This is a genomic window from Pseudomonas sp. TH41 (genome assembly GCF_016650695.1).
Classification (GTDB): domain Bacteria; phylum Pseudomonadota; class Gammaproteobacteria; order Pseudomonadales; family Pseudomonadaceae; genus Aquipseudomonas.
Map to the genome: position 1 here is coordinate 237052 of NZ_JAEKFH010000003.1, position 13773 is coordinate 250824.

Sequence of the window (13773 nt, forward strand, 5' to 3'; positions counted from 1 at the left end):
CCGCCGGCACGGACGCCTCTCGCCTATACATATAAAGTATGCATAATGAAGCCATTCGAAATTCAGTATCACAAGGCAAAGAGCGCAGCTAACAAATTAAAGCATCAAGGCATCAGCCTCGCGGAAACGGAGGCCGTGTTTTACGACGAGAGAGCCCTCTCGTTGCAAGACAACCATCACGATGAGCAGCGGTGGATCATCATGGGGCTGGATGCCAAAGGTCGTTTGTTGGTCGTTGCGTACACCTATCGCGATCCGAATTTCGTTCGAATCATTTCGGCACGCGTCGCTACCAAAAACGAGCCGCGTCGATATATGGAGGCTTGATCAATGAAAGACGAATACGACTTCAGTAACGCCAAGCGCGGAGCGGTTGCTTCCAGTAAAGGAAAAACCCGAATCACCATCATGCTCGATGATGTCGTCCTGGAAGCTGCTCGCGCCGTGGCCGAGAACGAGGGGTTTGGTTACCAGACAGTGATCAACAACACCTTGCGCCACGCCTTGCTCGGCGATGGGGGTAAAGGCAAGGCATCTACCCCGTACACCGCTGTTGCGAATGCCGGTCATTTCAAAGAAGGGATAACCGCCTCCGAGCTGAAGAGCCTGGAGAAAAAATTGTCAGAGGTCCTCAATGAAATTCATCGCGTGCTGGAGCCTTGAGTGACCCAAGGCTCCAGCAACCGCCCAAGCACCTGCTTCAACTTCAGGTGCTCGGGCACCCGAATCCCGAACTCGCTCTCCAGCAACCCAACCAATTCATCAACATCTGCCACTTGCCTTCGCTCGCTCTCACTGCCCAGACGATGAATCGCGAAACTGCCATTGTTCAGCGTGCGCCGCCAGCCCTCCCCCGTGCGGGCCACCATCAGTTGTTTAACGAAGGAAGATTCTGGATGAGTTGAGACGTACCAGTTGCCGACGGTGTAATCGATGTCTTCCTGGCGTTGCAGATCGAAGAGGTACATCGCCCGCCATTCGCCGGCGACGTTGGCGCGAAGGGTATAGCCATCAGCATGTTGCTCGATGCGATAGTGCTCGTGCGGGGTGAACTGTTCGGTCGGTGTATCAAGCAGCAGCGGCGCGGTAGGGACCATGCCGCCAAAGCCGACGTCGGTGATGTAGCGCACGCCATCCAGAATCACCAGGCTCAAGCGGTGAGTACGAGCAGTCCATGCGCCTTCAGGCTGGCCCATCACCACACGACCGCTAATGCCTCGAGCATCGAAACCCAGCGCCTGAAGCAAGGCCAGAAACAGATTATTGAGTTCGTAGCAGTACCCACCGCGCCCCTCGTACAGGACTTTTTGCTCGATGGACGGCAAGTCGATGAGTACAGGTTCGCCCGACAAGGTAGTGAGGTTTTCGAAGGGGAAGGTGCCAGTGTGGCGTAGCTGAAGTTGACGCAGGGTTTCCAGCGTCGGTGTGGGGGGCGCGTTGAAACCCAGGCGTTGTAAATACAGGCTCAGATTCGTCAGGCGTGGCTCGCTCATTGCTCGGTCCTTTTGCATGGGGCCGCGGATCACTCCGCTGATGGGCGCCATGTATAAGGGAAAAAGCGCTTCGACCGACAATTGATTTAGCCAATCGCCCCCCACGTAAACTTCAACGACGCTTGCGCGAGCCTAGCCGAATCCATGTCGGTGCGTGGTCGCTGGCGTGTGGTTCGTTACGAACCCAGGCATCGACGCCGGCTTCATGCAGATAAGGGCTCAACGCCGGGTTGAGCAACAGATGATCGATGCGCAGCCCCGAGTTTTTCTGCCAGTGCTGTCGGAAATAATCCCAGAAGGTATAGAGGCGATCCTCCGGATACAGATGACGCAAGGAATCGGTCCACCCCTGGTAGAGCAGCCGCTGGTAACACTCGCGGCTCTCTGGCTGCAGCAGTGCATCCTTCAGCCAGGAGCGCGGGTTGTAGATGTCCAGGTCGGTGGGGACCACGTTATAGTCGCCGGCCAGCACGACCGGATGCTTGCTGCCCTGAAGCGCCTGCGCGTAGCTGATCAACCGTTCGAACCACGCCAGCTTGTAGTCGAACTTCGGCCCCGGCTGCGGATTGCCATTGGGCAGGTATAGGCAGCCCACCAGAATTCCGTGCACGGCCGCCTCCAGATACCGGCTGTGGGTGTCATTGTCATCACCCGGCAGCCCCCGACGAGTTTCCAGCGGCTGCGCATCCCGCGCCAGAATCGCCACGCCGTTCCACGATGGCTGACCTTGCCAGATCGCGCCGTAACCCGCCGCCTCCAGCTCCGCAGCGGGAAAGGCGCTGTCGATCGACTTGAGTTCCTGCAAACAGGCAATGTCCGGTTTTTCCCTCTCCAGCCAGGCCAGCAAATTCGGCAGCCGAGCGCGCAGGCCGTTAACGTTGAAGGTGGCGACTCGCAAATTTTTCATCGGCCAAGCGAATCAATTGGCCGCCGACAGGGTGTCGACCTGGATCTTGGGTGATGTCTTCATGTCCATCACCGGCTCGACTTTCACGTTGACTGGCACAGATTTTTTGCCCATCTGCGACAACGGCGTCACTGTGTAGCCCGCCTGAATCTTCTGCACTGCCGCGTAGTCCGCAGTCCTGCTGGACCGGGCCCTACCGATGACCCAGACGAAGGACGCAGGCGCTGGCAACTGACTCAATCCGGCAGGCACGGTCCCGGCCCAGCCCGGTGGCGTCACCAAAAACGGCCCTGCCTGCTTGCCGGTGGTGCGCCAGCCCGGAGAGGCAAACACGTTGTTCCACATGTCCAGCATCGGCAGCAAATAGAAGCGCGCCCCGGTGCCCGGCGCGGCGATGACCAGTGGTTCTTGGGTAAGGTCCAGCCAGGCAATGGAGTACAGCGAGTCAAGGTTCGAATGCATCGCCCCTTTGAGACCTGCCGATGAAGACACTGGCACATTCACAAACATGTTCGCCGGGCCCTGAGTGACTTGAGGCACTATTTTTGATTGGGCGTGACTGGCCAATGGAAAAATGGCGGAGGCTGCGATGGTTAGAGCAACGGCTGTCAATGCTTGAGTAATCAACATTTTGGCGATCGTCCGTGCTGAGGGAAGATCTGCCGGACTCGGCAGAGCTAACGGAACTCTAGACGATCATTTCAAGCTGTTCTGACAGCCGGACAGCCGGCTGGCCGGGGTGTTGCATGAGTGAAACACTCTTGAGTATCTCAGCGATCCGATCGCGCCAGCGCTTCGACGCCGCCCTCCAGCGACAGTACCGCCGAACGGTTTCGCCCCGAATGCTTGGCCCGATACAACGCCGCGTCGGCGCGCTGGATGAACACTTCAATGCTGTCACGCCCGGTCGGCACAAACGAATAACAACCCAGGCTGACGGTCAAGTAGCCGATGGGCGAACCGCTGTGAGTGATGTTTTTGTCCATGACGCTACGACGGATCTGTTCGGCAATCGCCAGTGCGCCGTGGATGTCGGTGTCGGGCAGCAACACCGCGAACTCTTCACCGCCATAACGCACGGCCAGATCAGCCTTGCGCTGGCAGCAACTTTTCAGCGCCCGCGCCACTTCGGCCAGACAGTGGTCCCCGGCCACATGGCCGTAGGTGTCGTTGTAGCGTTTGAAGAAATCGATATCGAGCATGATCAGGCTCAGCGGGCTTGATTGTCGGGCGCCGCGGCCAAACTCGATGTCCAGCGCCCGCTCGAACAGTCGACGATTGGCCAGACCGGTGAGGCTGTCGTGGGTGGCAATCAGCTCCAGCGCTTCCTGGGCCTTACGCAAATCCGCCTCGATCCGCTCACCATCACGCACCTGATGAATGAACACCCAGCCAAACAACCCCACACCAAGGATCACCAATGCAACGATGACGATGGATTGAAACGCCGTGGCGTACCACTCCTTGAGAATGGCGTCCCTGGAAGCTGCCGCGGCCACCACCAGCGGGTAGGCACTTAGCTGGCGGTAACCATACATCCGGACGACACCGTCCACCACCGAGCTGAACATTGCGCTGCCAGAGGGCGCCCGGGGCAGGAGTGTCTGAAAGATTTCGCTCTTCGCCGCCGACGCGCCAATCAACGATTCCACAAAAGGACGGCGCGCCAGCAGCGTTCCGTCGGTCAATGCGACAAACATCGTACCCTTGTCATCGATATTGAAGCTTTTGAAGAACTGATCGAAGTACGACATTTTGATCCCGGCCATCAAGACGCCCTGGAAGTTGCCGTTCTTGTCGTTCAACCGTTTGGACAGCGGAATGATCCACTCACCATTCTTTCGGCTGCGGATCGCCGGCCCGATATGTACCACTGACGCCACGTTCTGCTGGTGAAACTTGAAGTATTCGCGATCCGCGACACCTGTGCCGCGAGGCGGATCCTCAAATGAGGTCACGACCCACTGCCCCTGTTTGTCGAACAGAAAAATCCCGTGCAACTGCTCCAGCGCCAGAACCCGCCGCGCAAAGGTTTTTTGCAATCGCGGCTTTTGTGCGGCGGCATAACCATCGGCTTGTATCCACTCCGCCAGACCGGTCAGCACCAGATCGGCTTTCATGAAGGTGTCTTCGGCCTGCTGCGCCATGGCCCGGGTCAGGTTTGAGGACGCCACTTGCGCCGCCTCCAGGTCCTGGCGGCGCGACTGTTCCAGGTGCAGGTACAGCAAACCACAGAGGCACAGGCACACCGTCACGATAAACAGTACCGACGCCTTGAGCAGGGGTAGCCGTTTCAACGTGCCGCCGGGGGCATGGTGCGGGTCGTAAAGGGGGATAGGCAAAAGCTCGTCCTGAAAGGGTAAGGCATGGGCAACAGCCCAAAACCCTTATTTTTTGTGAGCTTAGTCTACGGGGTGATGAGGGGCAAATGTCCGTTAGCGGCACGTTTCAGGTGATACCGATCGTCGCAGGCCTCGGCGATACCCGCCCCGGCGACGATCACGCAGTGGTTTTTCAAGAGGTACGAAACCCACCCTCACGGTATGAGTTTCAGGTGCGCGTTGACCCTCCCGTTTTTTGTACCAGGCGCTATCGCGAAGGTGGAACCCGAATATCCCCCGCCCGACACTGGGTCTTCACCCCTTTCCCGCAGGCTGCAAACTCCAGGTCCTTACTCATGCACACCCTAACTTCCGACAGTGTCGGTCCATTGCAAATCACCGCGATGCCATCCGCAGGAAGCCCGGGGTTGCTTTGGCGGAACATCTGCATGATTTCACTGGCTTGGAAGTAGTACGAATCGCCGAAGGGCTGCAGTTTTTGCGGAATTCTGACCGCGCCGACGGCCGTGTCGGCGGCCTCCAGATAGCTCATGGCATCCAGTCCGCTGCAGGTGCCGTGTTTGGCCCATTCGTGCTCGAGCAGCTTGCGGGTCGGAAACAATGTCAGCCCCTTCGCTCGCTCCACGGCAGACAAATCCACCCTGGGCGGACACGATTGCGGCCAGCCACCCTTGATGTATTGCGGCCAGAGGCCGTGGAGCACGAAGCCATAACCTTTGCCGGAGCATTGGGCGTCGCCTTCGTGGGTCAGGCAGTACGTGGGCGACCAGGACAGCGTCAACAGGTAGTAATCGAACACGCCTGCCACGGATTCGGGCCTGGCGTTTTTTGAATCTCGAGCGGTGCTCAAGTTAATGCTGCCGAGCGTGATCAAGATCAGCACGGTCACGGCATAAATTTTCTTCATCTTCCCACTCCCTGGGATGGATTATCGGGTGAAGTCCCTGGCCGGTACTTTGGCATAGCCATGATCGCTCTCACACCACAACAATGAATCGAAATGATTAAGGCTGAGACGATATTGGCTAAAACGTGTTTTTCCCCGTGACCACGGCGGAAGTTTGCCCTCGCCGCCAATCCAGAACGGGCGATTGAGGAGGCAGATTCAATCCCCGCAGGACCTCGGTATCGTACCCATAGACGTCGGGTTTAAACACCACTCGACCCTCACTACTGAGGTCGACCGTCCAGTACGCCAGCAGCACCGGCACCTTGACCGGGAGCCTTATATTTTCTGTCTTGCCATTGGCTAGCTGCTTTTGAATCCCGGCGCTGTCCCAATGAACCGGGTCATTGAACAACAGCTCAACCAACTGCAGCGGATTTTCCACCCGAATGCAGCCTGAACTGGTTGCGCGTACCGATTTGGCAAACAATTCGCGATGCGGCGTGTCGTGGAGGTAAATCGAATACTGGTTGGGAAACCGGATAGCCACCTGACCCAGCGAACTGTCGGTCCCGGCGTCCTGGCGCAGGGTGATGCCACGCGGGTTATTCCAGTCGATGGTCGATGGATCAACCACAGCGCCGTCCTTGCCAATCGCCCGAATGCGGTTGGCTTCAAGGTAACCCGGATTTTTCAGGATCTTGGGCAGCACATCCTCTTTGAGAATCGTTGGGGGCACGGTCCAGGTCGGGTTAAACGTGATGTACGTAATCTCTGACTGAAATATCGGTGTATTGCGGAATGGTTTACCAACCTGCACCCGAGAACGCCAGATCGGTTTGCCATCGCGATACATTGCGACCTTGTACCCGGCGACATCCACGATGACGAACGTACCCTGAAGTTTATAAAGCAGCCAACGCGCCCGCTCCATGTTCACCCGCACCTGATCGATGCGCGCGTCAACGGGCACATTCAGCGCCGCCAGCGTCGTGGCCCCGGCCATACCGTCCGCCCCAAGGTATTGCTCGGTTTGATACTTTTTCACCGCCGCCGTGACGGCAGCGTCGTAGTTCGTCCCGCGCACCCATCGCGGGTCCAGAAAACCACCCGCCACCAACCGCGCCCGCAATTGCGCGACAGCAGGTTCGTCCATACCCGGCTTGAGTGAATGATCTTGCGCAATCTTCGGCCAGCCACCCGAGGCCCGAATCTTGCGCAGTTGCGCCAGGCCCTGACGCAAACCGAGGTAGACCGCCTCTTGTGGCGGTGCCTGAGCAAAAGCGCTGGCGACATCGTGGGCGTCGAGGGCGGCGAAGAAGTGATTGAAGTCGTCCCGGGGATCGACATCCGACGGGTCGAAATTCCAGTGGATATCCAGCCGCGAAGGATCGACCTTGCCCCGCCGCAACTGCAGCAGTGCGGTGACAAAGGTGTGAGTCGCCGCAATATCAAATGCCGCCCGTTGCTCGGGTGTTGGCGCCGTGGCCTGCATTGATGCTCGAGATCTTGCCAGCTCATCACCCCGGAAGTCCGCGGGGTTCAAGCCGTCGGCCTGGGTTGCGTTCAGACTGATCAACAACTGGCTGACATCACTGTCATTCGTCCAGGCCGCGCGATAGCCACGATGACTATAAAAATCCATGACCACCCGGCTGACATCCACCCGCTTATGCCGCGGTGACGTGAGCAGTGGTGGAAAAGCGCTGCGAAGCGGCTCGAGCGTGGCCTCAATCAACTGAGCGACGTTGTCGTCGGGTGCCGCACTGATCACGCTGCTCGGCGCAAATGTCGGCTCGATCGGCGAAGTTTCGGCGACCGCTGCACCGCTGATCAGAAAGCCCATAAAAATCACGCGGCTTATGACAAATAACCCTGTTAATTGCACCATGGATAATCCTTAATCTCCGCATTCAACGCCTGGCAAACGTACTGCTAGACTCGAAACTATCATGATGAGACATCTATATGGCGCGAGATCGCTTTGGCTTTCTATTCACGGCCCTGTTGCTGACGATAACGTCAGTACCGGCAGCCTACGCCGATTCGCTTGCCACCGCGCTCGCCAAAACAGCTCCCGACGCCGATGCCAAGGTGATTGCCCTGGCTGTACGCGCTACACAATGTACCCAGGTCCAGGGTGCAATCCCTGCCCAACGACTGGCAGTGATTGATTATTCCCTGCCGTCCACCGAGCCGCGGCTGTGGGTGTTCGACCTGAAGAAGCGTAAGTTGCTGTTTCACGAACTGGTTGCCCACGGTCGTAACAGCGGCGAAAACATGGCCGTCAACTTCTCCAATCAAAACGAAAGCTTCGCCACCAGCCTCGGTTTGTATCGCACCCAGTCGAGCTATGTCGGCCAGAACGGCTATTCCTTGCGCATGGAAGGTCTTGAACCGGGTTTCAACGACAATGCGTTTGACCGGGCGATCGTCATACATGGCGCACCCTATGTCAGCCCGGTCCTGGCGCGGGCCAATGGCCGTATTGGCAGAAGCCTCGGCTGCCCCGCTGTAAGGCCGGCCATTGCCCGTCGACTGATTGACTCGATGAAGGATGGGCAGTTGTTGTTTTCCTACTACCCGGATCAGCGCTGGTTGAAATCGTCTGCCTATATCAATTGCAGTGGGGCCACCATGGCGACGGCGTCCAAGCCCAATGCTCGCCGTTGAATACCGCGTGAACCTGTCAAAACTATAATCCCGGGCGGGGTCTTCTGAAAGGGACTTGTGTACTGAGGGCCTAAACGAAAGTGATCCACTGTAGGAGCGAGCTTGCTCGCGATAGTCTCTGGAGCGTCGCGTTTAGCCAGTAAATACGCGTTATCGTTTACGACTATCGCGAGCAAGCTCGCTCCTACAAACGGCAGTAGCCCGTACGCGGTTATAATCCGCCCGCTCGCCAGACTTCGAGACCGGTATGACCGCTATCCACATCAAGTACCCTTCATTGATCCTGAAAGCCGGCCCGCGTGCCTTCGCGCGCATCCGTGAGCACGGTTTGAGCGCCGCCGATGTGGGCACGCTACCGGGCGCCGCCGGTGGCCCCAAGGCCTTGGGAATTCAAGGTCTGGACCTGGCGCTGTTCGGTGAATGGCTACCGGCGGCGCCTCGGGAGCGCTCGCTGATTGGCGCATCGGTGGGCTCCTGGCGCTTCGCCAGCGCCTGCCTGCCAGATGCCGCCGAAGGCATTCGCCGTCTCGGCCATCTGTACACCGAGCAAGACTTCGCCAAAGGCGTGACCCTTGCACAGGTCAGCCAGAGCTCGCAGCGCATGCTCGATGATTTGCTCGACGGCCGCGACGCCTCGATCCTCGACAACGCCCACTACCGCCTGAACATCATGGTGGTCAAAAGCCACGGCCTACTGGCGCACGATCATCGCGGCCGGCTGGGGCTGGGTTTGTCATCGGTGATCGCCGACAACCTGCGCGGCCGGGCGCGGCTGTCGCGGCACTTCGAACGACTGATCATCCACGACCCGCGCCGGGCCCCGCCGGTCAATGCACTTAACGACTTCCCGTCGCGCTTCGTCGCACTGAATGCCGGCAACCTGCGCCAGGCCTTGCTCGCTTCGGGCTCGATACCGATGGTGATGGAAGGCGTGCGTGATTTGCCGGGCGCTGGCGCGGGGACGTTCCGCGATGGCGGTCTGCTGGACTATCACCTCGATCTGCCCTACAGCGGCAACGACATCGTCCTCTATCCGCACTTCACCGACCGGGTCATTCCCGGCTGGTTCGACAAAACCCTGCCGTGGCGCCGAGCCTGCCCGGCGCGCTTGCAAGATGTGCTGCTGCTGGCGCCGTCGAAGGAATACCTGTCGCGCCTGCCCTTCGGCAAGCTGCCGGATCGCAACGATTTCAAGCGCTTCATGGGCGACGCCCCGAGCCGGCGGACATACTGGCGCGCGGCGATGGACGAAAGCCGTCGCCTGGGTGACGAGTTCCTGGAACTGGCCACCACTAATCGCCTCGGCGAGCACTTGCTGACCCTTTAGTCAGTGTTTTCCCGCACGCCCAAACGCAAACTGTTAAACTCGCCGTCTGCCCACATCGCTGCGGCGATCGCCACCTGACAGAGCTGAAAAAACTGTGGAAATCTTCAAAGAATTTACCTTCGAATCCGCCCACCGCTTGCCCCACGTACCGGACGGCCACAAGTGCGGCCGCCTGCACGGTCACTCGTTCAAAGTGGCGATCCACCTCAGTGGCGACCTCGATCCGCACACGGGCTGGATCCGTGACTTCTCTGAAATCAAGGCGATCTTCAAACCGCTTTACGAGCGTCTGGATCACAATTACCTGAACGACATTCCCGGCCTGGAAAACCCGACCAGTGAAGTGCTGGCCAAATTCATCTGGAAGGAATTGAAGCCTCTGCTGCCGGAGCTCAGTGCGATTCGTATCCACGAAACCTGCACCAGCGGCTGTATCTACCACGGCGAGTAATCAGATCTAAAAGACAATACAAAACCACTGTGAGAGCGAGCCTGCTCGCGATGACGGCGGCACATTCAGCATCGAGGTGACTGAACGGCCGCTATCGTCGGAACGCCGCCCGGAGCAAGCTCGCTCCCACAATGGATTCGTTTCGTCAGCAAACATTCGAACAGCCTTCAGGGCTGTTTTTTTATGCCTATGCTTCTTGGTTCGCACACGCCAAGAGGACGCCCCCATGACTGAATGGCCACTGGCTCAGACCTACCGCTTCAACGGGCACTCCGTTCGCTACGCCGTACGTGGCGACGGCCCGCCACTGGTGTTCGTGCACGGTACGCCGTTTTCTTCCTATGTCTGGCACCGGATTGCGCCGCACTTCATCTCCACGCACCGAGTGCATTACTTCGACCTGCTGGGTTATGGCCAGTCCGAGAAAATCGAGGGCGATGTATCGTTGGGTGTGCAGAACGATCTGTTGGCGCACTTGCTCGATCACTGGGGACTGGAACGGCCGGATGTCGTGGCCCACGACTTTGGTGGCGCCACCGCCCTGCGCACTCACCTGCTGAACGGCAAGGATTACCGCAGCCTGACGCTGATCGATCCGGTGGCGCTGACGCCATGGGGGTCGCCGTTTGTGCAGCATGTGCGCCAGCATGAAGCCGCGTTCAGCGGACTGCCTGATTACATTCAGCGAGCGATTGTGCCGGCCTACATTCGCGGGGCGATCAAGCGTGAAATCCCGAACGACGAACTCGCGCCTTATGTGCAGCCGTGGCTCGGCGATCCGGGGCAAGCGGCGTTCTATCGACAGATTGCGCAGATGGATGAGCGCTACACGCGAGAGGCTGAAGGGTTGTACCCGGCGGTTCGGTGTCCGGTGCAGATTCTGTGGGGGGAGGACGATCAATGGATTCCCATTGAGCGTGGCCGCGCGCTGCATCAGCTGATGCCTGGATCGCAGTTTCATCCGATTCCGAATGCCGGGCATCTGGTACAGGAAGATGCACCCGAAGCCATCGTCGCGGCGCTGCTGCGATTTTTACCGCAACACAACTCCCCTTGAAGTCACCAACATCCCTTGTGGGAGCGAGACCGGCTTGCCGGCGAAGGTGGTGTCACAGTCAACATATTCGTTGAATGCCAAGCAGCTTTCGTCGGAACGCCGCCCGGAGCAAGCTCGCTCCTACAATTGAACTGTGCTGACCAATGCTGCTGGCGGTAATTGCCGCTGCCGCGCTAACGTAAGGTATTAACGACACGACTCTTTCAAAGGACTCACCTCATGCACATCATCAACGCCCGCCTGCGCAACCTGGAAGGCCTGCATGAGTTGCACCTGGAAAACGGCCTGATCAGCAATATCGCCCGACAGACGGAAGCGCCCACCCTGGGGCCCGACGACCTGGACGCGGGCGGCAATTTGGTGGTGCCGCCGTTCGTCGAACCGCACATCCACCTCGATGCCACCCTCACCGCGGGCGAACCGCGCTGGAACATGAGCGGCACGCTGTTCGAAGGCATCGAATGCTGGGGCGAGCGCAAGGCGACCATCACCCTGGAAGACACCAAGACCCGCGCCAATAAAACCATCCAGGCCCTCGCCGCCCACGGCATCCAGCATGTGCGCACCCACGTCGATGTCACCGACCCGACATTGACCGCACTCAAGGCGATGCTCGAAGTACGCGAGGAAAGCCGTCACCTGATCGACCTGCAAATCGTCGCGTTCCCGCAGGAAGGCATCGAGTCGTACCGCAACGGTCGAGAACTGATGGAAGAAGCCATTCGCATGGGCGCGGATGTGGTCGGCGGCATTCCGCATTTCGAGAACACCCGCGACCAGGGCGTCAGCTCGGTAAAGTTCCTGATGGACCTGGCCGAGCGCACCGGTTGCCTGGTGGACGTGCATTGCGATGAAACCGATGACCCGCACTCACGCTTCCTTGAAGTACTGGCCGAAGAAGCGCGCAGCCGCGATATGGGCTCGCGCGTGACGGCCAGCCACACCACGGCGATGGGCTCTTACGACAACGCCTACTGCGCCAAACTGTTTCGCCTGCTCGGGCAGTCGGGGATCAGTTTTGTCTCTTGTCCCACAGAAAGCATTCACCTGCAGGGGCGCTTCGATAACTTCCCGAAACGCCGTGGCGTAACGCGGGTCAACGAGTTGCTCGAGGCGGGGATGAATGTGTGTTTCGGCCAGGATTCAATTGTCGACCCGTGGTATCCGCTGGGTAACGGCAACATCCTGCGGGTACTCGAAGCGGGTCTGCACATCTGCCACATGCTCGGTTACCGCAACCTGCAAAGCGCGCTGGACCTGGTGACCGACAACAGCGCCAAAGCGATGGCCCTGGGGGATCGGTATGGACTGGAACGCGGACGACCGGCGAATTTGCTGATTCTGTCGGCGGAAAGTGATTACGAGGTGATCCGCAGCCAGGGGTTGCCGCTGTATTCGGTTCGCGATGGCAAGGTATTGATGAAGCGGGAAATGCCGGTGGTGGAGTTTTTCGGTGATCCGGGCTGATTTTTTCGTTGCCTGGGTTGGCCTCTTCGCGAGCAAGCCCGCTCCCACAGGGGATTTTGTGTACGACACAGATCTAATGTGGGAGCGGGCTTGCTCGCGAAGACGATCGAGTAATCAACGAATCAATCGAGCCGTACCAAACAGACTGACCCGACTCAACTCACCGTCTGTTTCTTCCAGCAAAATCGGCGCAGTCCCGCCGGGCATGACGACTTTCACTTCACCCGCTGCCACCCACCCCACGCGCCACGCCGCGCAAGCCACTGCACTGGCGCTGGTGCCCGACGACGCCGTCGGCCCTTCGCCACGCTCGAACACCCGGGCAACGACGCGCCCCTCGGACTCAAGCATCGCCCATTGCAAATTAACCCCGGCAGGACACGGCTTACCCGCCCCGGTGGGCATGGCATAAGCGATACGCGTCAGCCCTTCGGACAATCCCGGTTGGCGCATCTGTTCATTGCTCGGCAAGGCACCGGCGTCATCCACCAGTGTCACGCAATGCGGATTGCCGACCCGCGCGAACTGGCTTCGCGACCACGCGGCATTGAGTGATGACAACGGTTGCACATGACTGAGTTCACGTCCGTTGAATGCCACGCTCTCAACCCCTTCAGCGCTGACCGCTCCCGGCCCGAACGACGGTTTGCCCAAGTCCAGCCAGAACCCCTGCACGCCTTCGACCTGTGCCGGGTTCACCGATGTCTCCCCCGGTGAAAGCACATCGGCCTTGTCGTGATGAACCCTGAGCAGGCACGCCCCGCTCCTCGGCAAAAGCCCCCGGTCGCTGAGGGCCTGGGAAAAAATCGTCAACCCATTGCCACTGCGCTCGGCCAAGGTGCCATCGGTGTTTACAATCAACAGATCAAAAGGCGGGGACGACTGGAACGGTCCGACCAGCAAACCATCGCTGCGATGGTCCTTGCTGCCGGGGGGTTGTGAGCCGGGCGCCCAGGCACAGCAATCCTCGATGGCTGCCGACGCCCATGCTTCGCGGGTTTGTGCGGCGTGACTGGCCTGCTCCGGGACATCAATTCCGTTGCGGCGCAATTCGTCAGGCGCCACAACCATGTAGATATTGCCTCGTGCATCGTACATCCGCGCCATGGCGCCCTCCCGGCTGCAATGATTGGTCGGGCTCAACATATCGCGAAACACGGCCTGGCTGTG

Annotated in this window: 13 protein-coding genes and 1 pseudogene; 7 read left to right on the top strand and 7 right to left on the bottom strand. The window is 59.2% G+C overall.

Annotation, left to right across the window (positions count from 1 at the left end):
* The first annotated feature begins 45 nt into the window (after positions 1–45).
* Positions 46–327, top strand: coding sequence for a BrnT family toxin (locus JFU37_RS03845; protein WP_201113051.1), 282 nt, complete (start codon positions 46–48; stop codon positions 325–327).
* Between the two features lie 3 nt (positions 328–330).
* The gene (locus tag JFU37_RS03850; protein ID WP_201113053.1) at positions 331–663 is read left to right on the top strand and encodes a BrnA antitoxin family protein; all 333 of its coding nucleotides are present in this window, start codon (positions 331–333) and stop codon (positions 661–663) included.
* Here JFU37_RS03850 and JFU37_RS03855 read toward each other — a convergent pair.
* The 6 genes and pseudogenes from JFU37_RS03855 to JFU37_RS03880 form a co-directional block, all read right to left on the bottom strand.
* Entirely contained in the window at positions 642–1493 is an 852-nt protein-coding gene (locus JFU37_RS03855) for an arylamine N-acetyltransferase family protein (RefSeq protein WP_201113055.1), read from the bottom strand. The genes JFU37_RS03850 and JFU37_RS03855 overlap by 22 nt on opposite strands.
* Before the next feature lie 112 nt (positions 1494–1605).
* Positions 1606–2400: an exodeoxyribonuclease III gene (locus JFU37_RS03860; protein WP_201113057.1), complete on the bottom strand. Its 795-nt coding sequence runs from the start codon at positions 2398–2400 to the stop codon at positions 1606–1608.
* A gap of 15 nt (positions 2401–2415) precedes the next feature.
* Positions 2416–3030: pseudogene (locus tag JFU37_RS03865) on the bottom strand (DUF1254 domain-containing protein); the annotation flags it as partial.
* A gap of 140 nt (positions 3031–3170) precedes the next feature.
* Complete coding sequence (locus JFU37_RS03870; protein ID WP_201113067.1) at positions 3171–4742, bottom strand: sensor domain-containing diguanylate cyclase; 1572 nt, start codon at positions 4740–4742, stop codon at positions 3171–3173.
* A 247-nt stretch (positions 4743–4989) separates the two neighbouring features.
* Entirely contained in the window at positions 4990–5649 is a 660-nt protein-coding gene (locus tag JFU37_RS03875) for a ribonuclease T2 family protein (protein ID WP_201113069.1), read from the bottom strand.
* A gap of 118 nt (positions 5650–5767) precedes the next feature.
* Positions 5768–7519, bottom strand: coding sequence for a L,D-transpeptidase family protein (locus JFU37_RS03880; protein ID WP_201113071.1), 1752 nt, complete (start codon positions 7517–7519; stop codon positions 5768–5770).
* Positions 7520–7596: 77 nt separating this feature from the next.
* Between JFU37_RS03880 and JFU37_RS03885 the strand changes: the two genes are divergently transcribed.
* The 5 genes from JFU37_RS03885 to codA all read left to right on the top strand — a co-directional run bounded on the left by JFU37_RS03885 (position 7597) and on the right by codA (position 12603).
* Positions 7597–8301 carry a murein L,D-transpeptidase catalytic domain family protein gene (locus tag JFU37_RS03885; RefSeq protein WP_201113073.1) on the top strand — a complete coding sequence of 235 codons (705 nt, stop codon included), beginning with the start codon at positions 7597–7599 and terminating at the stop codon, positions 8299–8301.
* Between the two features lie 247 nt (positions 8302–8548).
* Entirely contained in the window at positions 8549–9628 is a 1080-nt protein-coding gene (locus JFU37_RS03890; RefSeq protein ID WP_201113075.1) for a patatin-like phospholipase family protein, read from the top strand.
* Positions 9629–9722: 94 nt separating this feature from the next.
* Positions 9723–10079 (top strand): 6-carboxytetrahydropterin synthase QueD, encoded by a 357-nt coding sequence (queD, locus tag JFU37_RS03895; RefSeq protein WP_059405420.1) that lies wholly within the window; start codon positions 9723–9725, stop codon positions 10077–10079.
* Positions 10080–10305: 226 nt separating this feature from the next.
* The gene (locus tag JFU37_RS03900) at positions 10306–11136 is read left to right on the top strand and encodes an alpha/beta fold hydrolase (protein ID WP_201113077.1); all 831 of its coding nucleotides are present in this window, start codon (positions 10306–10308) and stop codon (positions 11134–11136) included.
* Positions 11137–11355: 219 nt separating this feature from the next.
* Positions 11356–12603, top strand: coding sequence for a cytosine deaminase (gene codA, locus JFU37_RS03905; protein ID WP_201113079.1), 1248 nt, complete (start codon positions 11356–11358; stop codon positions 12601–12603).
* Positions 12604–12717: 114 nt separating this feature from the next.
* Here the strand turns inward: codA and JFU37_RS03910 are convergent, their stop codons facing one another.
* Positions 12718–13710 (bottom strand): diaminopimelate epimerase, encoded by a 993-nt coding sequence (locus JFU37_RS03910; protein ID WP_201113081.1) that lies wholly within the window; start codon positions 13708–13710, stop codon positions 12718–12720.
* Between the last annotated feature and the right edge of the window lie 63 nt (positions 13711–13773).